We start from the raw sequence: 20,537 nt of genomic DNA on the forward strand, positions 1-20,537 counted from the left end.
GATGACGACGAAAGACACCGTCGACGTCGGCGAGTTCCGGTTCCTCTCGGGCGAGTCGATTCCGACGCTCGAGGTAGCCTACGAGACCTACGGCGAGTTTACGGGCGACAATGCGGTGTTGGTCTGTCACGCGCTAACGGGCAGTTCCCACGTCGCACGCCGGCCCGACGCGGGTGACGACACCGCGGGTCAGGCCCGCGCCTGGTGGGGCGACGTCGTCGGCCCCGGCAAAGCGATCGACACCACCGAGTACTACGTCGTCTGTGCGAACGTTCCCGGCTCCTGTTACGGCACGACGGGGCCAGCCAGCGACAATCCCGAGACTGGCGAGCCCTATGGCACGGACTTCCCGCCCGTGACGGTCGGCGATTGGACGCGCACGCAGCGAGCGTTGCTCGACGAACTCGGCGTTGGCCGCCTCCACGCCGTCGTTGGCGGCAGTGTCGGCGGCATGAACGCCCTCGACTGGCTCCGGCGCTATCCCGACGACGTCGGGCGCGCGGCCGCCGTCGCGACCGCTGCTCGCCTCGACCCGCAGTGTCTCGCGCTCGACACCGTTGCCCGCCGGGCGATCACCAGCGACCCGAACTGGAACGGTGGCCACTACTACGATGGGCCCGAGCCAGACGCTGGCCTCGCTCGAGCGCGCCAGATCGGCCACATCATGTACCTCTCGAAGGCCTCGATGGGGCGGAAGTTCGGTCGGCGGTCTGCGGGCCGCGAGACGGTTCGTGAGGGGCCACCGGATCCCGCGGCCGGCTTCTTTCCCTACCGCGAGGTCGAGTCCTATCTCGACTACCAGGCCGACAAGTTCGTCGATCGGTTCGATGCGAACAGCTATCTGTACATGACACGCGCGATGGACGACTTCGACCTCGCCGCGGGCTATGAGGGAGACGCCGATGCGCTCGCGGCCTTCGAGGGCGAACTGCTCTTGCTCTCGTTTACCGGCGACTGGCATTTCACCGTCGATCAGTCCGAGTCGCTCGCCGAGGCCGCTCGCGAGGCCGACGTTGACGTCGCCCACCACGTAGTCGAGTCCGACCACGGCCACGACGCGTTCCTCGTCGAACCCGAAAACGTCGGCCCGCCGCTGTCGGACCTGCTCGCGAGGGGGCTTTCCGGCCGGGCGATCACGGATACGGGTCCCGACGACGGTGACGACTCCTCCTCGTTCGCACCCGTCCACACCAGCCTCTTTTCGGACTGACGTCGCCGTCGTCGGGACCACGTCGCGGTGGCCGGTACTCGAGGATCGACTCGAGTCGCCGAACGGGAGAACCGCGGGAAGAAAACGGGTTAGTGGCGGTCGTGATGGCCGTCGATGTCGGCGTACTGTTCGACGGGAACGGGATTGGAGCCGAGTCGGTGCAGCCACCGGCGGGCGTCCTGTGCCACCAGCGCGGGGTCGGTGTTCCGGACGATGGTGGGTGTTGCGGGTGACCGAATCAGGGCGATCAACGCCCACATCGTGCCGGCGGCGAACGAACCGGCAGCCGAGAGCGTCATCCCGAGTGTAAAGAACGTCGTCGCGTAGACGAGTCCGATCGCCATCGAGGGGAGGCTCGTCCCGAGGGGTACACGAGCGCTCGCATCGCGCAGCGTCGGCGCGAGAAAGACGATCGAGAGGCCGCTTCCAATCATGAACACGAAGTCTTGCCACAACATCAAAACTGCTTACTCGATATAGAGTAAATAACTATCTCGGTCGTGATGTTGCGAAGATACCTCTATGATGTACAGGTTTCAAAGTTATATCTTCTGAAAGAATCAAATGACAACCTCTAACGATACTGTTCTTGTTCGTCGATCGCGTCACCGCCCCGGTCGGTTGATCGGGCAAGAACTCGGGTTCAGGCGCGGGAATGTCGTCGTAGCGGGCGATGCCGACGACGATTTCAGCGGCGTCCCGGACTGCCTCTTGCACGTTGCCGAGGCGATTTTTCCCATGCCCGCCAGAGCATAGACTGGTCCGGGATGTCCTCGAATCCGAGCTGCGTACAGAGGAACGGATTCTGCTTCAGGTAGCGATACAGTTTCGTTGCGTTCCTCCAGCCCTTCACGCATCGGAGAACATGCGCCCTAAACACTGCTTCCCAGGGTTTCGGGTCACCTCTTGGTGGTCGTACGTATCGTGAAGTATCTCGGGGTCAAGCCCCGAGGCACTCTCGCTGTATCTCTGTAGAATCGAAGGTAGCACGCCGGCACTTCGGACACGAGGTCCTCGAGCGTGGCCGATCGGTCGTATCGAATCTGTTGCTGGTACGGGTAACTACGGAGAACGCCGTCGACTATCTGCTTGAACGTCATATCGAAGGACCGCGCTTCGACGAGATTACCGGTATTCGTGGTGAAGATTTCCCCTACTTCGTAGTCTTTCGGTGTAGATTCGTAGTCCGCGCTATCGAGACGCCTCGGCGAATTGAGGCGTTCCCACCGTGACCCCGTCGGGACCTGGCTCGCGCGTGCTGTCACTACTCGGGAAGTATATTTCTACGCATACAAATGCCAAGAATACCTCGACAACCATCCACTATGCGTGTTGTCGTGAATGCGGTTTATCACCCACGAGGTTGGCTGAAACAGCTGTTCAGTAGTAATCGTTCAGTTGAAGGAACTAACTCCACAATTTAATACGAGTATAAACATTAGAAACAAAATATTTAGTTGTACGGACTATGAAGATTAGATATGACACTATGAAACGTCGGCATTACCTCGCTGCAGTAGCTAGCGGCGTCAGCACCGGGCTTGCAGGCTGTGTCTTTGAAAACAGGTCTTTTGATGAAACAAACAACACCAGTCACACAAATACCAACAATACTAATCAGACATCCAATAGCCACGAAGGCTTAGTTTATCCAGATGAATGCCCAGTTACACAAGATCTTACTGTACCAATCCCAAGCGAGTTTGATGAAGAAACAGCCATCTCATTTGTTTCAGAATATGAAGAAGAATATACAACCAAAAGTGTGAACGTTCAATACAAATATTGGGATATTACGAACGAACCATCCACATCCATTGAACACACAACTGTCGATAATTCTGCACTAATTGTGGAAACACAAACAATCTGGTCAGGTTCCACCGACGTAGACGTAGAAATTCGTGCTGAGCCACGAAACCAAACGCCTGATAGCGTCGATCCCATTAATGTCGAAGAATTATCAGAAGAAGCATCTCCTGCAAGAAATATTGCTCATGATGCAGTCGATGAAGATCGTGTAAAACGCTGGAGAGATAGAACCCAAATTTATAATAAACTTACTGAACAGATCGCATCTGGCCAAAGCAATACTGATGAATACTACGTAACAGTAGAAGATACCCCTGTGTCCCTCACCATCACATCACATTCCACCGACATTATAGACGGTAACATAATAGCTTGGTATTATATTGATGATGTCGTAATTAGAAGAACTGAAGATGAAGATATATACCCAAATGAAGGCTCAATCGTAGAATGTATTTCTGATTAATCTGTTTATATTATAGTTCGAGAAGAAGGCAACGAGTTCATCATCACTATGTTAGACCGGGGTGACATACTCCGGAGAGTGGTCGCTGTCGGACCTATGCATTATTCTCTAGCTTCATAACACGTCCCCGGTCGCCAAAACGGCTTACGAACGCGATAGTCCCCAGCGCGTGGCGTATCGGTCGTCCTGACAGTCATCGCTTCTCGAGGAGAGTCGGCGTCTCGGTATACGACAGGTCGACAGAGTCGGACCGACGTGCTGGACGGAGCGTTTTTGCGATCGGTTGCCGAACAGGGACGTATGGCCATCGAGTTCACCGCACACACTGACGAGGCACGATTTTACAGTCCGATGGCGGACTTCGAGGAGGACGCCGTCGAGATCGAGTTCCGCGAAGATCCGTTGACGGGCCAGCAGACCCGCATCGTCCCGCAGGTGTTCCCAATGCCGGAGGAACGCCCGGATATCTCGGCGTACGTCTCCGACGACGAGGGCTGTTTCTTCTGTCCCGACATGGTCGAGGAGGCGACGCCCGAGTATCCCGACTTCGTCGAGGCCGACCGCGGCTCCGTCGGCGAGTCTACCGCGTTCCCGAACCTCTTCCCGTATGCGAAACACGCGAACGTCGTCGTACTCACCGAAGACCACTTCGTCCCGATCGACGAGTTCCCCGCCGAACGGCTCCGTGATGGCATCGCCAACGCCCTCGAGTACGTCCACGACGTCCGTGCCCACGAATCCGCCGAGTACGGCTCGATCAATATGAACATCCTTCCCTCCTCGGGGAGCAGCGTCGTCCACCCCCACCTCCAGTCGATCGTCGACGACCACGGGACGAACGACACGCGCCGGCGCGTCGCGGCCGAACGCGCGTTCCACGCAGATCACGGCCGCACCTACTGGGAGACATTGCTCGAGACAGAACGCGACGGCGACCGGTACGTGGACTCGACGGGGGCAGTCGAGTGGCTCGCCCCCTTCGCGCCGATTCACCACTGGCACGTCGTCGGCGTCACGGACGTGACCGGCGTTCCCGACCCCGACGACGACGTGGTGGCCGACATCGCGGCCGGCCTCGAGAACGTCCTCGCCTACTACGACTCGCTGGGGCTCAACGCCCACAACTTCTCGATTCACCTGAACGAGGGTGAGGCCTCGCCGGTCGTCATCGACGTCGTTGCCCGCTCGCCGTTCGACGATGACTACGTCTCCGACGCCTTCTTCCTCCAGACGCTCCACGACGAGCGCGTGGTCGACGCCGCTCCTGAGGAGTACGCTCCCGACGTTGCCGCCTACTTCTAGGGGAGGGCCTCACCGCCAGAGGCCGTGACCGATTACCCGATTCGGCTCAACTGTCCGCCGTGAGTACGCCGTCGTCGACCAATACCTCACGGGCCTCGTCCATCGAGGTGACGACGACCCCACAGTGTGGTTCGACCGCGGGTTTCGGATCGAAGCCGATCGCACGCCCGGCGACGTTCAGCATCGGCAGGTCGTTCGCGCCGTCACCGACCGCGACGGTCGCTTCGAGATCGACGCCGACCTCAGCGGCCAAGTTCTCGAGCGCGTCGTCTTTGGTGCCCTCGATGAGCGGCCCCTCGACGTCCCCGGTCAGCTCGCTGCCGTCTTCGCTTCGAGGCAGGCGGTTCGAGACGATGTGGTCGACTGACGCACCCTCGCGCTCGAGGGCAGCTTCGACGCCGCGTTCGAACCCGCCAGTCAGGATCGCCGTCGTCACGCCAGCGTCGTTTAGCTCCTCGATCAGGTCGGCTGCGCCGGGACGGAGTTCGACCTCGGCAAAGGCGGCGTCGGCCTCTGCTGCCGGCAGCCCCTCGAGCAACGCCGCTCGCTCGCGGAGGCTTTCGGCGTAGCCGATCTCGTCGTTCATCGCTCGCTCGGTGATCTCGGCCATCTCGTCGGCGACGTCACGGCGCTTGCCGAGCAGTACGGTCATTTCCGAATCGGAGAGCGTCCCATCGAAGTCGAACGCGACGACTGTCATCGAGTGGGCCTTGTGACCCGCCGGATAAACCAGTTCAGGTTTCGCCTCGACGGGAGCCGGTGTCACCGCAGTGAACGGGTCACGACAGTTCGTCCGCCCAGCGGTCCCGAACGGCCGCTCCTGTGCCATCGCTGTCGAACGTCTCCGTCCCGTCGCCACCGTTCGTGAACGTGACGCGGACGTCGTCGGTCGCCCACCGTTCCGCCACGCGAATCAGGCGCGCCTGATGGGCACCGACGTCGTCCATCCCGCGCCGTCGGATGCAGACGTAGCAGTGGACGGTCCGACCATCGCGGACGACGTGGGTGACGCGGGCGTCAGTCGACCCCGCCGCGGAGGTGACGATGACCCCGACCAGCATCGACGCCGACAGATCCGTCCCGTCGACGAACGCACGCTCTTCCTCCGCGACCTCGAGATCTAACGCTGTGGCAACCGCCTCGGGCGGCTCGAGTCGCTCTACGTGGTCCGGAGCCGCCACCAGAACCGCGCCGTCCGGCCTGAGCCACCACCCGCTCAGCGAGGAGAAGTCGATGGTCTCGAACTCGAGTCTGTCGGCGCGAAACGCCGGGCGAGAACACAGGGTTGGAAGCGAGGTCGTACAGCCGGCGAGCCCGACGCTTCCGGCAGTCGCGAGGAGGGTCCGTCGACGCATCGTCTCTCTAACTGTCGTCATGGATCAAAGACGTTCGCGATCTCAGTGTCCGAATCCAGCACGTGACGCCGGAGCTGACGGGCGTCCTCTCTGCGCCGTCAGACGGTCGTAGTCCCGGTGGACCTCGAACGGCGGCGATGATCATCCGTCGCCGACGTCGGCGTTCGGATCAGCCCTCGGCTGTCGCTTCGGCTGGTTCACGCGCTGTCCGCCGACTCGTCCTCGAGCCGTTCGTCGAACCGGTACTCGCTATCCTGGTCGGCTTCGAGAAAGCTCAGCTCGCGCTGTGGGAACGGGATCGTGATTCCGGCCTCGTCGAACGCCTCGTAGACGCCGCGATTGATCCGGTCGACTGCGCGTTTTTCCACCAGCGGGTGGTTGATGTAGACGCGGAGTTCGAACACCAGCGCCGAGTCGCCGAACTCGAGAAAGAGCAGTTTCGGCGCGGGAGAGTCCCGAACGAGTGGACACGCGTTACACACCTCGAGAACGAGCGATTCGACCTGCTCGTGGTCGGTTCCGTAGGCAGCCGTGATCGGGATTCGAAGCCGCATGTGGCGTTGTGGGGCGCTCTCGTTGACCACCTGCGTCGAGTTCAACACCGCGTTGGGAACCGTCACGAGGAGGTTATCCTCGGTCAGTACCGTCGTGCTACGGATGCCGACGTCGGTGACGGTGCCACGCATATCGTCTTCGACGCGGATCACGTCGCCGATTTTGTACGTGTTGTCGAAATACAGCGCGATGCCGCCGATTAAATTGCTGATCGCGTCCTGGGCTGCAAAGCCGACCACGATGCCGAGAATCCCTGCCGAGGCGAGAAACGGCGTCAGCTCGAGGTTCCAGACCGACAACAACAGCAACACTGCCCCGGCGACCACGGTGACCGTCCAGAGGTTGGCGAACATCGGTGCGAACTCGTAGTTCGTCTCGCCTTCTTGCAGGAACTCGAGCCACCGGCGGCCGATCCGAATCGACGCTCGAGCCCAGAGAACGATCAGTGCGGTCGCGATGAGACCGACCACGACCGGCGTCGACTCGAGGAGGTCGAGCACGAGCAGGCTGAGGTAAACGCCCAACAGCCCGATGGTGATGGCACCCGGCGTGTCGATCTCTGCGAGAGCCGCCCGCCCGAACGTCGTCTCGGCGTGCTCGCCGTCGAGATACCGCCCACTAACCCAGTGGACGAGCCGCGCCAGCAGGATCGAGCCGGCGACGATGAGCGCGACCACCAGCCAGTTCTGCTCGAGTCCGGCCGCCCACTCCCCGAACGGGAGCGACTCCGTCGTCGTCGCCTCGAGCGCCGCTCGTGCCGTGCCATCGGCTTCGAGCCACGAGCGTCCGGCGGCGAAAGACATCGAGTAACGGGTTGTTAACCGAGGAGTAAATACTGTTGGATCTCGTGGACCGCCGGTATCACAACGTTGAGGCGTCGCCCGTTCGCACTATCGACGATGGGTCCGTTCGAACTGGCGAGGGCACGGACGCCACGCGCGGAGGGGAGCCGATGACGAGCGCGACGCTCGAGGTCGTCGCGCTTGCACTGCTCCCGGCGATCCTTTGGGGGTTGGCCCCGATCTTCGACAAACGCGGAATGGCCGCCGGTGGCGGCTCCGTCCAGGGGTCGCTGGTCGTCGTGGTTGTCGACTCGTCGATCTATTTTACGGTGATCGCCATCCTCTATGGCTCTTCGGCGTTTTCGGGGCTCACACTCGAGGTCTTGCTCGTCTTCGTGTTCGCCGGCGTCGTCGGCACGGCGCTCGGCCGGATCACGATCTTCGTCGGCGTCGATAAAGTCGGGGCAAGTCTCAATAGTACGATCCTTAGCACGCGGCCGCTGTTCGCGACGGCCATCGCCTTCGCCGTCCTCGGTGAACCGTTCGGCCCCATTACCGGTGTTGGCATCGTGATCCTCGTCGCTGGCCTCTCCGTCCTGACGCTCTCTCAGGGCGGCGATCTCGAGGGTTGGCAGCCCAGCGACCTGCTGTGGCCGATCGCAGCCGCCGCCACCTTCGCCGTCGCCAACGTCGCCCGCCGGTACGGCATGCTCGAGACGCCCATCTCGGCGCTCGAGGCCGTCGCGATCAACGAGGCCGCAGGCTTCGTCGCGCTCGCGGCGTACGTGGCGACCGTTGGCGGTCGGGAGGTCCTCGCGAAGCCGCGAGCCTCGTATCGCTACTTCGTCGTCAGCGGCGTCTTGACGACCGTCGCGATGCTCTCGTTGATGACTGCACTGGGGCTCGAGGAGGGTCGCATCGCCATCGTCGATCCGCTCGTCGCGACCGCACCGTTTTTCACCCTGCTGTTTGCCGCCATCCTCTTGCGCGACCTCGAGCGGGTGACACGCGGCGTCGTGGTCGGTGCCGTCCTCGTGGTCGTCGGAGCGGTGTTGATTACGCTCTGAGGGGACTGGCTTACGTGTCGGGTGCCCGATCACTCCTGTTGCGTTCGACGGTCGGCTTCGGGTGTCGAAAACGGGCGCGTTTTTACCGTCGGGTTCCGTAACAGAACGGTGTGACGGAAGTACTGCTTATCGTAGGGATCGCCGTTGCGGTGTTCGTCGGCTACAACATCGGCGGCGCGACGACCGGCGTGGCGTTCGGCCCAGCCGTTGGCGCACACGTACTCTCGACGGTCGGGGCGGCCGTGTTGATGTCGATTTTCTTCTTCATCGGTGGCTGGCTCATCGGCCCGGCCGTCGTCGAAACGCTCGGGGAGGGCATCATCGAAGAGGAGGGGCTGTTGACGCTCGAGACGGGAATCGGCATCCTCTTTTTCATCGGGTTGGCGCTGTTTTTCGGCAACCTCTTCGGCGTTCCCTCCTCGACGTCGATGACCGCTGTCGGTGCCATCGCCGGACTTGGGCTGGCCACGGGAACGCTCGACTGGGCGACCATGGGCGAGATCGTCTCCTGGTGGGTCGTCGCCCCGATCGTCGCCTTCTGGATCAGCGGCGTTATCGGGCGGTATTTCTATCCGGCGATCAACGAGTGGGTCGCCATCTCCCGTCGTGAGACACACCTCTGGGTCGTCGACCGATCCTCGACGATTCCGAAAGTCAGCGTCGCCGAAGGAACCGACCGACGCGAGATCACCGGCTCGCTGATCGTCGTCGCCATCGGGTGTTACATGGCCTTTAGCTCCGGCGCGTCGAACGTCGCGAACGCGGTCGCCCCGCTGGTCGGTGCCGGAGCGCTCGAGTTCGAGGAGGGCGTCCTCGCCACCTTCTCGAACATGGAGTGGGGTGTTATCATCGCTGGCGTCGCCGTCACGATCGGCGCGTTTACCATCGCTCGCCGGACGCTCGAAACGATGGGCAACGACATCACGAATCTGCCCTTGACCGCTGCGGTCGTCGTCATGACGGTCTCGGCGACGATCGTCACGTTGTTGTCTGCGATCGGGATTCCCGTCCAGCTCGTGATCGTCGCGACGATGAGTATCGTCGGGCTCGGCTGGGGCCGGGCGACCCGAACCACGACCGTCTCGGACGCGGTTCGCGGCCGCGAGGAGACGACTGTCTCCGTCGGCGCGCTAACCGCCGAAGAGGAGGGGGAAACGGTTCCCCAGATCGGCGAGGAGGAAGTCGGGGACATCCCGAAGGCTTCGGAGCTGTTCGACCCGTCGACGACCGCCCGCGTGATCGCTATCCAGAACTTCGTGCCGGTGCTGGCGACGATCGGTGCCTACCTCACCTTCCGGTTCGTCCCCATCTTCGGCTTCTGAGCGCCCGCGCGGCCGACACGTGGTCACCGACTGGTCGAACTGCCTACGTCCGTGTCCCTGGTTCGCATTCTCCCTATATATGTTGGGTGTTTCTCACGACCACGACGTTCTTTTCGCGGAACGTTCCGATTCTGATTCAAAAACAATTGAGGATCGAACAGCAAGCTATACCAGTACGGGACGTGAACCCCCAAGGTGATGCCCACGGTAGAATACCTCAACTACGAAGTAGTGGACGACAACGGCTGGGACATTTACGACGAAGGAGTCTTCGAGCAGGCTGCCGAGGAAGGCCTCGACGAAGAAGACTACGGAACGCTCGAGGTCAACGAGGGCGAGTACATCCTCGAGGCCGCCGAGGCGCAGGGCTACGACTGGCCCTTCTCGTGCCGTGCCGGCGCGTGTGCGAACTGTGCCGCGATCGTCGTCGACGGCGAGATCGAGATGGACATGCAGCAGATCCTCTCGGACGAAGAGGTCGACGAGAAGAACGTTCGCCTGACCTGCATCGGCTCGGCCGAGACGGACGAGGTCAAGATCGTCTACAACGCGAAGCACCTCGACTACCTGCAGAACCGCGTCATTTAAACTGACGCTCACCACCGCGTTTTTTGGCCGTCATCGCGAGAGCCGTTGGCTCGTCGCTCCCCGAGGCGGCTTCATCGATAGCCCGCTCGAACTCGAGTTTCCGGTCAGCTTCTCGTCGGCAGCCGAAAACCTAAGGGCACCACGCTTCCCACACGTGTCTGTGACGTTCGCGCTCGCGTCGACGCCAGACCTCCTTCGACTCGTTGCCCTCCCGGTTTTCGCCTGGGTCGCCGTCCGGGACATCAAAACACGACGGGTCTCGAGTGGGGTCTGGATCCCACTTGCGTTGCTCGGCGGCGTCTTGCTCGTCTGGGACGGCTGGATCGCCCGGAGTGCCGGCGGAACCGTCTGGACCCACGAGTTTCTCCTCCCGGCGATGATCAGCATGGGGTTCGTCGTCCCCATCGCCTACCTGTTCTGGTGGGTCGGCGGTTTCGGTGGGGCCGACGCGAAGGCACTCATGGTGCTCGCCGTTCTCTTCCCGACCGTCCCGCGCTACGCCGTCGGTGACTGGACGCTCCCGCTCGCGAGTCCGCCTATCGGCGCGTTCTCGTTTACGATCCTGACCAACGCCGTGCTCGTGGGCGTTCTCATCCCCATCGTCCTCGCGATCCGCAACGCCGCTGCCGGTCGCGTCGGCACCGTCATGTTCGTCGGCTGGCCCGTCTCGGTCGAGCGCATCCCCGAGACGCACGGCCGTCTCCTCGAGACCGAAAGCGGGCTCTCCCGTGGCGGCCTCGACCTCGACGCGCTGCGAATGTACCTCCGCTGGCGGGGGCGCTCGCTGTCGGACGTCCGCGAGAACCCGGAGTACTTTCGGGACCCGGCGACGCTCCCTGACGACCCAAATCCGCCGACCGACGGTGCTATCACCGCCGAAGTCAGAAGCGACGGCGGCACCCTCGAGCGTGACACCGACGATGACGCAGCGACGCCGCCGATCGATCACGACTTCGACGATCCCTGGGGTGCTGTGGCGTTTCTCGAGGACATCGACCACTCCGCGTACGGGACGACCCCCGAGGAACTCCGGGAGGGACTCGAGGTCCTCGCGAGCCGTGATCGGGTCTGGATCTCACCAGGGATGCCGTTTCTCGTCCCCGTCTTCGTCGGCCTGGTGATCGCGTTCACCTACGGTGACCTGTTGATGAGTCTGCTCGTCTGACCGGCCTCGAACTGATCCGGCCGAGGTCAGCCTGACGGGCCGCCCTACTTGAGTCGGTCGTACAGTGGAACGAGCGCGGTCCAGAACAGAACGAACGCCGTGCCGACGGCGACGATCGCGAGCCAGGCGGTTCCCGTCCCCGAGGGAAGACCCCCGGCGAGTAGCGCGACCGTCCCGAGGAACAACAGGACACAGACGACGACGCTCCCGACCTCGAGCGTCGTCGCGACGGGATGGGCGCGAAATCGGGCGGCGATTCCGGCGAGCATACGCGAGACTCACGCGGCACCGACTAAACGCTCACGGCTGCAGCTCGTCTTCGGCGACGGTAGTTGACGCCCGTTTTCAGGCTCGAGACTCGATTTCAGCCGCGATCTCGTCGAGGTCGTCGTCAGCGAGATCGGGGACGTCACCGGCGACGGCGTGGATGGGGCCGCCGCCGTCGCCATCGAACCGGGGGACGATGTGACAGTGGACGTGGTCGACTTCCTGACCGGCGGCCTCGCCGTTGTTGAACGCGACCGTCGTGGCGTCGGCGTCGACGGCTTCCTCGATGGCGGGGACCATCCGGTGGATCGTCGCGTAGAGATCGGTGGCGACGTCTTCGGGGACGTCGTTCAGTCGCTCGTACTCCGCTTTGGGGATCACCAGCGTGTGCCCCGGCGCGAGCGGGTTGGCGTCGAGAAAGGCCATCGTCGACTCGTCTTCGTACACGACGCGTGCGGGAATCTCTCCCGCGACGATCTGACTGAAGATCGAACACATGGGCGAACGTGACGTCGCGGGCCGTAAGAAGGTTACTCGCTCGCGGTGTCGCGGTCCGGTCGCTCCCCCCAGACTCGCCCCGTGCGGCCGAACCGACCGAATTACTTCCTCTCGGGTCGACGATACTGCCATGAGCAGTGATCGCTCGGATGGTCCACTTGGGGCGTTTTTCGAGGCCGAGCGCCGCTTCCACCGGGCAATGCCAGTCGCGGACCTCTACAGCAAACTGTTGTTTCGGACGATCCTCTGGTTTCTCTTCTTTACTACCGCGTACGTGACGCTCACGGCGCTCATCTGACCAATCGAACGCTCGATCAGGACTTTCGGCTCGAGTGGAGCGCTCGAAAAATGAGCGGCGGGAACGTCGGTTCGACGCGACTCGGGGGCCGTCCCCGTCCGCGCCCGTAGCGTCGGTCCGGGTCCCGGTGTTCGACCCGCCGGAGGACGCCGTCGTCTGCGAGTTCGTACAGCATCCGCCTGACGGTCGAGCGTTTCAGGTCGACGTGGTCTGCGTCGGCCAATGCGCCCGCGGTTGCCCCGACGGATTGGCGCTGTGACGCCGACAACGAAAGGAACTGATACAGCAGTTCCTGTCTACTCTCCTCGAGCGCGAAGACCCGGTGGAGTGCCGACGAGGGGTACGGAACTGCTTCGATTCCGTCGCTGACGTCTGCTTCCGAGATCCGGTCGCGGTCGGCCGACTCCGCGAGTAACGCGGCCGAAAAGAGCGCTGCGATGGCGTCGTGGGCGTCTCCGTGGGCCCAGTCTGCGATCGCGTACAGCTGCTCGCGCGTGATGGCGTCCGGTGCGAGTCCGAACTCGGCTCGAGAGCCGAGCACGTCGATGAGCGTGTGCGTCCGGTACGCCGGGAGTTCGACCGTTCGCTCGACGTCGACGTTCAGACCGTCCGGTGGCGTCCGACCCAGTGCGACCCAGGCGTCGCCGCTTTCGACCCGTGAGAGCCACTGGACGACGTCCGTCAGTGGTGGTCCCATCGGATCGTCGACGTGGTCGACGACCACGAACGATGGTTTCGCTGTCAGGCGGCTGGTGAGCCGATCACGAAGCGTCTCGGTACTCACGCCGTTCGACGGCGTCGCTTCCGGGCCCAGCAGTGACGAGAGCGCCCGCCGGTAGAACGTAAACTCGCTCGAGACGCGCCGGAGGTCGACCGAGACGACGCGTGGCAGCTGGCGGTGGGCCGTCCGCGTCGTCGTGTGCATCGCCCTGCCGCCGTCGCCGTTGAGCGCGTTGAGCCGTCCGACGATGGCGGTCGTGAGCGTCGTCTTCCCGGCTCCTTTTGGCCCCCACACGTACAGCGTCGGCGGCGTCGATCCCGAGAACACGGGCGCTATCGCGTCGAGCAACCGCTCGACGTACCGGCCGCGGTCTTGCACGTCGGTTCGACAGGCCGTCGGATCGAGAACCGCTCGATCGCGGACGATCCGGTCTGCCGTCTCGTCTCTGAGTCGCCGATCGATGCGCGCGTCGATCTCCATTCCAGCGTTGATCAGTGTGAAAGCGGCTGTTCGGTCGTCTCGAGCGACCGATCGGAGTGATAGACCGCCGCTCCAGTCTCATCGTCGAAGAGGTGGAGCCGATCGAGGTCGGCCCCGAACTCGACGGTGTCTCCCTGTCGAAGCGACGAGCGGGCGCTGACCTTGAACTTGGCCAGCGTGCCGGCGACCTCGCCGTGGATCAGCGTCGTATCGCCGAGTGGCTCGGTCACGGAGACCGTCGCTCGAATCGAGGTGTCCGCGTTCGCTCCATCCTCGTGGAGGTCCTCCGGCCGGATGCCGAGGAGTAGCTGCTCTTCCTCGAGCGCGTCGAGATCGCCGGTCTGTGGCAACTGGACGTCGACACCGTCGCCGACCGCCACGTAGCCGTCGCCGTCTCTGCGGATCTCGACCGGCAGCGTGTTCATCGCCGGGCTGCCGATGAACTCAGCGACGAACCGGTTTGCCGGATAGTCATACAACTCCTGTGGCTTGGCGACCTGTTGGAGTTCGCCATCGTTCATCACGGCGACGCGATCGCCAAGCGTCATCGCTTCGGTCTGGTCGTGGGTGACGTAGATCGTCGTCGTCTCGAGTTCGTCGTGCAGTTCGCTCAACTCGGCGCGCATCTGGATGCGAAGTTTTGCGTCCAGATTCGACAGCGGTTCGTCCATCAGCAGATAGTCCGGATCGCGGACCAGCGCACGGCCAATGGCGACGCGCTGGCGTTCGCCGCCCGAGAGCGCCTTCGGCTTTCGCTCTAAGAGATCTTCGATGTCGAGGATCGCCGCCGCCTCGGTGACACGGTCTTCGATCTCGTCGTCGGTGTAGTCGCCCGCCGACTTCATGCCGAACGTCATGTTCCGCTTTGCAGACATATGCGGGTAGAGCGCGTAGTTCTGGAACACCATCGCGACGTTGCGGTTTTTCGGCTCGAGGTCCGTGATCGGCTCACCGCTGGCGAGAATGTCACCCTCGGTGACACTCTCGAGGCCGGCGAGCATCCGCAGCGTCGTCGATTTCCCACACCCCGAGGGGCCGACGAGGACGAGGAACTCGCCGTCGTCGATCTCGAGGCCGAGCGAGTCGACCGCCGTGACGTCTTCGAACCGTTTCGTAACGTTGTCGAGTGTAATATCAGTCATTGGTAGCTCACTTCTGTTGGACCCCGAAGGTCTCGAGGAGTGGTTTTCGGAACGCGATCAGTGCGAGCAGCGGTGGGATAAGCGTGATGATGGCACCGGCCATCACGATCGACCACTGTAGTTCGCCAGCCTGGATGTCGCCTTGCAGGAGGGTGATCCCGACCTGCGTGACCTGTTGGGCCTGAGAGTCGATGATAACCAGCGGCCAGAGGTACTGGTTCCAGGCGTAGATGAACATGATGACGGAGACGCCCGCCAGCATCCCCTTCGACATCGGGATCAGCACGTAGACGAGGAACTTCAGCGGTCCGATCCCGTCGAGTTTCGCCTGTTCGACGATCGACTCGGGAATCGAGAGGAAGTGCTGGCGCAACAGGAAGACCGTCGTCGCGCTCGCCAGATACGGGATCGTGAGCGCGAGCATGCTGTTGTACCAGCCCAGATCCGTGACGATGTTGAAAAGCGGCACGAACCGGACCGGCACCGGCAGCATCAGCGTAAAGAGGATCAGCATGAACATCAGGTTCTTGAACGGGAACCGGTAGTAGACGATCGCCAGCGCCGCCAGAAGCGAGATCGCCAGTTTCCCGACGACGATGATGATCGACATGATAAACGAGTTCAGCAGGTAAACGCCGAAGTTGTAGTCGGTCATCACCGTCTGGTAGTTGTCGACCATGTGACTGCCGGGAGCGAGGTCGCCGACGCTGTTGATGACGCCCTGTTCTTGCGTGCTCACGAGCAACGCGATCAGGATCGGAAACGCCATCAGGAACACCGAAACGCCGAGTCCGATGTGGACCAGCAACTGTGTTCGATCCGTCGTCGGGCGCTCGAGCGATTCGGTGACGCGTTCGATCGTCGATGGAGTGTCTGTACTCACGTGTGCTCACCCATAGTGTGCGTATTTATCGGACAGGCGCAACTGGGCGTACATCAGTACGCCAACGACGAGGAACAGGATGACCGACTGTGCCGACGCCAGTCCGTGGTTGTTGAACTCGAATGCGTTGCGATAGAGGTCGTAGATCATGATGTTGGTCGCTCCGCCCGGACCGCCCTGAGTAAGGATGTCGATGAACGCGAACGTGTGGAAAAACGCGTAGATCGTGTTCATGACGACGAGAAAGATCAGCGTCGGCGAGATCAACGGCATGTAGATCCGAACCAGCCGCTGGAACCGGCCGACACCGTCGAGGTCGGCGACCTCGCCGAGGGCGTCAGGCACGTTGTTCAACGCGGCGATCATGAAGATGACGTTGTAGCCGATCTGCTTCCAGATGACCGCGACGGTCACGACGACGAACGCCTGGCCACCCCGGGTGAACCAGTCGATATTGACGCCAAAGATCGCCTGAATTGGCTGGGTGAGCACGCCGAGGCTCGGGTGAATAATGTAAAAGAAGACGATTCCCGCGACTGCCGGTGGCAGCGCGTACGGCCAGATCGCCGCGATCAGGTACGACGACTGGCCGACGCTCACTTCGTAGATCAGATACGAGACGACCAGCGAGATGGCCATCACGCCGACGATTACGATCAGCGAGAAGGCGATCGTCACGACGATGCTGCTGTGGTAGTCGCTCGAGGTGAGCAGGTAACTGTAGTTGCCGAGGCCGGTCCAGACCCGCTGTGTGCCGAACTGCAGCGTCTCGTACAGGCTGAGGTTGACTGCCTGTGCGGCCGGATAGTAGAGGAAGATGGCCGAGACGACGAGCGTCGGCAACAACAGGAGGTAGGCGAGCCACGAGCGGTCGTAAATCTCTCTTGCCATTGATGTGATACGGTGGACGTTTGGTCTGTGTTATTCGCCTGCGACGCGGGAGTAGCGGTCGAGTTCTTCCTCGACGTCCTCTTTCATATTTGCGAGGCCCTCTTCGACGCTGACACCGCCGGAGAAGATCTGCTGGGACTCTTCCTGGATCGTCAGTTGCACCTCGCGGGCGGGACCGACGAGCATCCGGCGAGTCGCCGGCGTCGTCTCGGACTCGAGCAACTGTTCGAACGCCGTTGCGTAGTGAGGTTCGTCCTCGAACCAGCCCTCATCCTCGAGTTCATCGATGGACTCCCCGCGAATCGGATAGTAGCCACTGCCCTGGTGCCACTCGATCTGGTTCTCGACGGAGCCGAGATAGGCGAGCAGGTCGCCGACTTCCTCCTCGCGCTGATCGTCCATGTTGCCGCTGACGAACAGCGACGCGCCACCGATGACGACGCCCGTGCGGTCCTCGGTAGGCGAGGGGTAGAGGCCAGTTCCGAGCTCGAAGCCGTCGACGTCGTCTTCGTCTAAGTCCTCTTCGTCTTCGATGTCGCCCTCGGCACCCGAAACGGTCGACTCGACGGCTGCCGTCGAGTCGAGTTTGATCCCGACCTCGCCAGCGAGGAAGGCGTTTCGTGCCTCGTCCCAGGCCTCGATGCCGGGGTTCAAGTAGAGGTCGTCCTCGTAGAGGTCGCGCCACCAGCTCCAGAGGTCTTCGGCGAAGTCGGTTTCGGCATGCATCGTCGTCGGCGCGCCGTCGTGGCCGTTCTCGTTGTCGAGAATGAGTTCGTCGGCCAGCGAGTACCAGGTTTCGACGAACCAGACGTGGTTGGGCCACGTGATCCCGTAGTTGACCGCACCCGAATCGACGAGCGCCTCACTGTGTTCTCTGACTTCCTCGAGCGTTTCAGGCGGCTGGTCGGGGTCGAGGCCGGCTTCCTCGTAGGCGTCTTTGTTGTAGTACAGAATCGCGTTGGAGTTGTTGAACGGCATCGAGAACAACTCGCCGTCGACGCGGAAGAAGTCTTGAACGGTGTCGACGAGGTCGTCGGTCGGATAGTCGTCGGGCAGCAAGCTTTCGGCCGACTGCATCGCCTCCGTGTCGAGTACCTGTTGATTGTGCAGTCCGTCGATCATGACGACGTCGGGGATCTGGTCGGCCTCGATCGCGCCGAACAGGCTGTTCAGGATGTCTTCGTAACTCCCCTGGTACTCGGATTCGCTGTCGGCTCCCTCGAATCGCTCGACCATGTCGTCCAGTAGTTCGCCCGACCCACCACCCATCGCGTGCCAGGCTGTGAGCACTTCGTCGTCGACCTCGTCGACGTCAGCGTCCTCTCCGTTCCCCATACAGCCGGCGAGCCCCGCCGCGGTGACGGCCCCAGTCGCTTTCAGCACATTCCTGCGTGAATGATTAACAGGCATAAACAACCGTTTAGAAATATGTTCTTATATAATTACCGATCTATGAAGCCTTTGCGAACCCGAATCACCTGCGAAACCAATAGGTGGTGGTTTTGTTTACTGCCATCATCCGGTCATCAATAACGAAATATGCGGCTCGTTTTATATACTACTCGATAGCTGGCGTCGCCGTCTCCGCTTGCGATTCAGCCCAGGAGTAACGGCGCTCCGACGAGTACCCCGACCCCGATCAGCACCAGGTTCCAGAGTAACACCGGCCGGACCAGCTCTCGAGCGATGGTCGCGGCGAACACGGTCTTGATGAGGATACTCGCGGCGGTACCGGCGAGGACGCCAGCTACCGCCGTCTCGGTCGTGATCTGGCCCGTACTGACGAGCGTGACGGCCGTAGTCGTTGCGGTGCCACTCGAGACGAGTCCGGCGAAAAAGGTCGTCGCGAGGAAGCCGGTCGCGCCGAAGGCCTGTTCGGCCCCGACGGAGATGAGCAAGACGAGCAAGAACAGTGCGCCGAACGAGAGCGCGTTGCGGAGGCTAAACGGCGAGGTGAGGTCCGCCTCGAAGTCCGCCCGCCAGTCGCTCTGCCAGATCGCGACCGCGATCCCGGCGATCGTGATCGCCCCGAGCGGCGCACCGATCACCAGCGCGGCTTCGGGGACGAACGCGACGACGATGACCGCGTTCCGGAACGCCATTGCCGCGTTCGCAAGCAAAATCGCCCCCACGGCGAGACTGAACATCCCCCGCTGGTCGGTCGCACGTTTCGCCATCTCGGCAACGACGGCCGTCGAGTTCACGAGGCCGCCGAAGAAACCGGTGACGGCAACGCCCATCCCCTGGTACTTCTTGACCAGCACGTAGTTGACGAAGCCGATCGCACTGATGGCGATCACGAGCGACCAGATCAACTGGGGCTGGACCGCCCCCCACGGATCGATCGTTTCGGCGGGGAGCAACGGATAGATGACGAACGCGAGAATAACGAACTCGACGGCGCTTCGCACCTCCTCCCTCGAGAGCCCCCACGCGAACTGGTGAAGTTCGCGTTTCAGGACGAGCAGCAGGGACGACAACACGGCGACGGTTACCGACTCGATGAAAAAGCCGTTGGCGACGAGCGCGCCGATGCTGTAGGCGACGAGCATCGACACCGACGTCGTCAGCGACAGCCCGTCGACGTCCGCTTCGATGAAACTCTGGACGGCGAGTAAGACGGCATGGGCGATAATCAACAGGCCGCCGAGCAACAACAGCCCGTCGTCGCCGATGATCGTAAACACGGCCGCGAGCAGGCTGATCAGCGCAAACGTCCGAATGCCCGCCGACTTCTGGGACCACTCCCGCTCGAGGCCGAGGAACATCCCCAGCAGCGTCGCCAGTACCAGCTTCGCGACCGTATCGTCGATGTGTGCGAGCGGTTCGAACTCGATCATGGGTCGAGTACGGCGTCGATCGTTCCCAGTGAGTCCACGACGTAGTCGGGACGCACCGTCGATTTCTCGAGCGTCGGTCGGTCGGTGACGCCCGACTCGACGAGCACGGTCGTCATGCCGGCACGATGGCCCATCCGGACATCGGTTTCGAGTCGATCACCGATCATGAGACACCGGTCCGGCCGGACGTCGAGTCGGTCGGTCGCGGTCTCGAGAGCGGTCTTCGAGGGCTTTCCGAGGACGCGATCGAGTTCGTGTCCGGTCAGCCCTTCGACGGCGCCGATGACGGCCCCGGCGTCCGGAATCTCGCCGTCGGCGACGGGACAGGTTCGATCGGGGTTCGTCGCGTACAACGCCGGCTCGTGCTCGAACGCCTCGAGGACGTCGCACAGGGTATCGTACGCGAACGACCGGTCCATCGAGACGAGCACGACTCGCGCGGCCGACGGCCGGCCCGTCACGTCGACGTCCGCCTGCTCGAGTTCGGTGACGAGGGGCTCCTCGCCAACGACGTATACCGGGTCCGAGCCGTGGTGTCGTGCCAGGAAGTCGGCCGCGATCGACGCCGAGTTGACGACGTCCTCGAGGTCGACATCGAGGCCGAACGACACCAGCCGATCGCGGTGGACGGCTCGGCGCTCGAAGGCCTTGTTCGAGAGGAAAACGACGTCGATGCCGGCTTCTCGGAGCCGTTCGATTCCCGCGACAGCGCCCTCGACTGGCTGGTCGCCGCGGTAGACCGTTCCATCGAGGTCGACGACCGCGCCCTCGATCGGTGTCGCGACGCTCTCAGTGCTCATCCGCGACCACCCAGTCGTATCGCTTGCTCGAGTATCGATCCGCCGCCTGTCCGACCACGCGTCGTGTTCCCAACATACTGTTGCCTCGGTACG

Annotated in this window: 21 protein-coding genes and 1 pseudogene; 8 read left to right on the forward strand and 14 right to left on the reverse strand. The window is 62.4% G+C overall.

Annotated elements, in window-relative coordinates; translation table 11 throughout:
- Position 1: 1 nt before the first annotated feature.
- On the forward strand, positions 2–1,210 hold the full coding sequence (gene metX, locus AArc1_RS02830) for a homoserine O-acetyltransferase MetX (RefSeq protein ID WP_117362814.1): 1,209 nt from the start codon (positions 2–4) through the stop codon (positions 1,208–1,210).
- Positions 1,211–1,299: 89 nt separating this feature from the next.
- Here the strand turns inward: metX and AArc1_RS02835 are convergent, their stop codons facing one another.
- Together AArc1_RS02835 and AArc1_RS02840 are read right to left on the reverse strand one after the other, a co-directional pair.
- Positions 1,300–1,668: a hypothetical protein gene (locus AArc1_RS02835; protein WP_117362815.1), complete on the reverse strand. Its 369-nt coding sequence runs from the start codon at positions 1,666–1,668 to the stop codon at positions 1,300–1,302.
- A 115-nt stretch (positions 1,669–1,783) separates the two neighbouring features.
- Positions 1,784–2,310: pseudogene (locus AArc1_RS02840) on the reverse strand (ISNCY family transposase); the annotation flags it as partial.
- A 368-nt stretch (positions 2,311–2,678) separates the two neighbouring features.
- On the opposite strand from AArc1_RS02840, the gene AArc1_RS18430 reads away from it, so the two are divergent.
- Together AArc1_RS18430 and AArc1_RS02845 are read left to right on the forward strand one after the other, a co-directional pair.
- On the forward strand, positions 2,679–3,488 hold the full coding sequence (locus tag AArc1_RS18430; RefSeq protein WP_133412203.1) for a hypothetical protein: 810 nt from the start codon (positions 2,679–2,681) through the stop codon (positions 3,486–3,488).
- Positions 3,489–3,788: 300 nt separating this feature from the next.
- Entirely contained in the window at positions 3,789–4,790 is a 1,002-nt protein-coding gene (locus tag AArc1_RS02845) for a hypothetical protein (protein ID WP_117362816.1), read from the forward strand.
- Between the two features lie 46 nt (positions 4,791–4,836).
- Here AArc1_RS02845 and serB read toward each other — a convergent pair whose 3' ends face one another.
- The 3 genes from serB to AArc1_RS02860 all read right to left on the reverse strand — a co-directional run bounded on the left by serB (position 4,837) and on the right by AArc1_RS02860 (position 7,503).
- On the reverse strand, positions 4,837–5,490 hold the full coding sequence (gene serB, locus AArc1_RS02850; protein ID WP_117365752.1) for a phosphoserine phosphatase SerB: 654 nt from the start codon (positions 5,488–5,490) through the stop codon (positions 4,837–4,839).
- Positions 5,491–5,569: 79 nt separating this feature from the next.
- Positions 5,570–6,145 (reverse strand): hypothetical protein, encoded by a 576-nt coding sequence (locus AArc1_RS02855; RefSeq protein WP_117362817.1) that lies wholly within the window; start codon positions 6,143–6,145, stop codon positions 5,570–5,572.
- A gap of 197 nt (positions 6,146–6,342) precedes the next feature.
- On the reverse strand, positions 6,343–7,503 hold the full coding sequence (locus AArc1_RS02860; protein ID WP_117362818.1) for a mechanosensitive ion channel family protein: 1,161 nt from the start codon (positions 7,501–7,503) through the stop codon (positions 6,343–6,345).
- A gap of 149 nt (positions 7,504–7,652) precedes the next feature.
- Here AArc1_RS02860 and AArc1_RS02865 point away from each other — a divergent pair, with 149 nt between their 5' ends.
- From AArc1_RS02865 to AArc1_RS02880, 4 genes are all read left to right on the forward strand, one after another.
- The gene (locus AArc1_RS02865) at positions 7,653–8,549 is read left to right on the forward strand and encodes a DMT family transporter (protein ID WP_117365753.1); all 897 of its coding nucleotides are present in this window, start codon (positions 7,653–7,655) and stop codon (positions 8,547–8,549) included.
- 110 nt (positions 8,550–8,659) lie between these two features.
- Positions 8,660–9,871, forward strand: a complete 1,212-nt coding sequence (locus AArc1_RS02870; protein ID WP_117362819.1) for an inorganic phosphate transporter — start codon at positions 8,660–8,662, stop codon at positions 9,869–9,871.
- A 198-nt stretch (positions 9,872–10,069) separates the two neighbouring features.
- A complete protein-coding gene (gene fer / locus AArc1_RS02875; protein WP_117362820.1) occupies positions 10,070–10,459 on the forward strand; it encodes a ferredoxin Fer in 390 nt (129 codons plus the stop codon).
- Positions 10,460–10,613: 154 nt separating this feature from the next.
- A complete protein-coding gene (locus tag AArc1_RS02880; protein WP_117362821.1) occupies positions 10,614–11,624 on the forward strand; it encodes an A24 family peptidase in 1,011 nt (336 codons plus the stop codon).
- Between the two features lie 44 nt (positions 11,625–11,668).
- Here the strand turns inward: AArc1_RS02880 and AArc1_RS02885 are convergent, their stop codons facing one another.
- Together AArc1_RS02885 and AArc1_RS02890 are read right to left on the reverse strand one after the other, a co-directional pair.
- Positions 11,669–11,893, reverse strand: a complete 225-nt coding sequence (locus AArc1_RS02885; RefSeq protein WP_117362822.1) for a hypothetical protein — start codon at positions 11,891–11,893, stop codon at positions 11,669–11,671.
- A 76-nt stretch (positions 11,894–11,969) separates the two neighbouring features.
- Complete coding sequence (locus AArc1_RS02890; protein WP_117362823.1) at positions 11,970–12,389, reverse strand: HIT family protein; 420 nt, start codon at positions 12,387–12,389, stop codon at positions 11,970–11,972.
- Positions 12,390–12,519: 130 nt separating this feature from the next.
- On the opposite strand from AArc1_RS02890, the gene AArc1_RS18905 reads away from it, so the two are divergent.
- Positions 12,520–12,687, forward strand: coding sequence for a hypothetical protein (locus AArc1_RS18905; RefSeq protein WP_186336640.1), 168 nt, complete (start codon positions 12,520–12,522; stop codon positions 12,685–12,687).
- Positions 12,688–12,703: 16 nt separating this feature from the next.
- Here the strand turns inward: AArc1_RS18905 and AArc1_RS02895 are convergent, their stop codons facing one another.
- The 7 genes from AArc1_RS02895 to AArc1_RS02925 form a co-directional block, all read right to left on the reverse strand.
- Positions 12,704–13,888 (reverse strand): Cdc6/Cdc18 family protein, encoded by a 1,185-nt coding sequence (locus AArc1_RS02895; protein WP_117362824.1) that lies wholly within the window; start codon positions 13,886–13,888, stop codon positions 12,704–12,706.
- Positions 13,889–13,899: 11 nt separating this feature from the next.
- Positions 13,900–15,030: an ABC transporter ATP-binding protein gene (locus tag AArc1_RS02900; protein ID WP_117362825.1), complete on the reverse strand. Its 1,131-nt coding sequence runs from the start codon at positions 15,028–15,030 to the stop codon at positions 13,900–13,902.
- 7 nt (positions 15,031–15,037) lie between these two features.
- Entirely contained in the window at positions 15,038–15,913 is an 876-nt protein-coding gene (locus AArc1_RS02905) for a carbohydrate ABC transporter permease (protein ID WP_228442377.1), read from the reverse strand.
- A gap of 6 nt (positions 15,914–15,919) precedes the next feature.
- Positions 15,920–16,804 carry a carbohydrate ABC transporter permease gene (locus AArc1_RS02910; RefSeq protein WP_117362826.1) on the reverse strand — a complete coding sequence of 295 codons (885 nt, stop codon included), beginning with the start codon at positions 16,802–16,804 and terminating at the stop codon, positions 15,920–15,922.
- A gap of 30 nt (positions 16,805–16,834) precedes the next feature.
- Positions 16,835–18,214 (reverse strand): ABC transporter substrate-binding protein, encoded by a 1,380-nt coding sequence (locus tag AArc1_RS02915; RefSeq protein WP_117362827.1) that lies wholly within the window; start codon positions 18,212–18,214, stop codon positions 16,835–16,837.
- Positions 18,215–18,399: 185 nt separating this feature from the next.
- Positions 18,400–19,644, reverse strand: a complete 1,245-nt coding sequence (locus tag AArc1_RS02920; protein WP_117362828.1) for an MgtC/SapB family protein — start codon at positions 19,642–19,644, stop codon at positions 18,400–18,402.
- Positions 19,641–20,444 (reverse strand): HAD-IIA family hydrolase, encoded by an 804-nt coding sequence (locus AArc1_RS02925; RefSeq protein ID WP_117362829.1) that lies wholly within the window; start codon positions 20,442–20,444, stop codon positions 19,641–19,643. Before AArc1_RS02925 ends, AArc1_RS02920 begins: the two co-directional genes overlap by 4 nt.
- Between the last annotated feature and the right edge of the window lie 93 nt (positions 20,445–20,537).

Source organism: Natrarchaeobaculum sulfurireducens, assembly GCF_003430825.1.
Taxonomy (GTDB): domain Archaea; phylum Halobacteriota; class Halobacteria; order Halobacteriales; family Natrialbaceae; genus Natrarchaeobaculum; species Natrarchaeobaculum sulfurireducens.

Coding starts and splice junctions, on each gene's coding strand:
- metX (WP_117362814.1), top strand. CDS start 2: ATGACGACGAAAGACACCGTCGACGTCGGCGAGTTCCGGTTCCTCTCG.
- AArc1_RS02835 (WP_117362815.1), bottom strand. CDS start 1,668: ATGTTGTGGCAAGACTTCGTGTTCATGATTGGAAGCGGCCTCTCGATC.
- AArc1_RS18430 (WP_133412203.1), top strand. CDS start 2,679: ATGAAGATTAGATATGACACTATGAAACGTCGGCATTACCTCGCTGCA.
- AArc1_RS02845 (WP_117362816.1), top strand. CDS start 3,789: ATGGCCATCGAGTTCACCGCACACACTGACGAGGCACGATTTTACAGT.
- serB (WP_117365752.1), bottom strand. CDS start 5,490: ATGACAGTCGTCGCGTTCGACTTCGATGGGACGCTCTCCGATTCGGAA.
- AArc1_RS02855 (WP_117362817.1), bottom strand. CDS start 6,145: ATGCGTCGACGGACCCTCCTCGCGACTGCCGGAAGCGTCGGGCTCGCC.
- AArc1_RS02860 (WP_117362818.1), bottom strand. CDS start 7,503: ATGTCTTTCGCCGCCGGACGCTCGTGGCTCGAAGCCGATGGCACGGCA.
- AArc1_RS02865 (WP_117365753.1), top strand. CDS start 7,653: ATGACGAGCGCGACGCTCGAGGTCGTCGCGCTTGCACTGCTCCCGGCG.
- fer (WP_117362820.1), top strand. CDS start 10,070: ATGCCCACGGTAGAATACCTCAACTACGAAGTAGTGGACGACAACGGC.
- AArc1_RS02885 (WP_117362822.1), bottom strand. CDS start 11,893: ATGCTCGCCGGAATCGCCGCCCGATTTCGCGCCCATCCCGTCGCGACG.
- AArc1_RS02890 (WP_117362823.1), bottom strand. CDS start 12,389: ATGTGTTCGATCTTCAGTCAGATCGTCGCGGGAGAGATTCCCGCACGC.
- AArc1_RS18905 (WP_186336640.1), top strand. CDS start 12,520: ATGAGCAGTGATCGCTCGGATGGTCCACTTGGGGCGTTTTTCGAGGCC.
- AArc1_RS02895 (WP_117362824.1), bottom strand. CDS start 13,888: ATGGAGATCGACGCGCGCATCGATCGGCGACTCAGAGACGAGACGGCA.
- AArc1_RS02900 (WP_117362825.1), bottom strand. CDS start 15,030: ATGACTGATATTACACTCGACAACGTTACGAAACGGTTCGAAGACGTC.
- AArc1_RS02910 (WP_117362826.1), bottom strand. CDS start 16,804: ATGGCAAGAGAGATTTACGACCGCTCGTGGCTCGCCTACCTCCTGTTG.
- AArc1_RS02915 (WP_117362827.1), bottom strand. CDS start 18,214: ATGCCTGTTAATCATTCACGCAGGAATGTGCTGAAAGCGACTGGGGCC.
- AArc1_RS02920 (WP_117362828.1), bottom strand. CDS start 19,644: ATGATCGAGTTCGAACCGCTCGCACACATCGACGATACGGTCGCGAAG.
- AArc1_RS02925 (WP_117362829.1), bottom strand. CDS start 20,444: ATGAGCACTGAGAGCGTCGCGACACCGATCGAGGGCGCGGTCGTCGAC.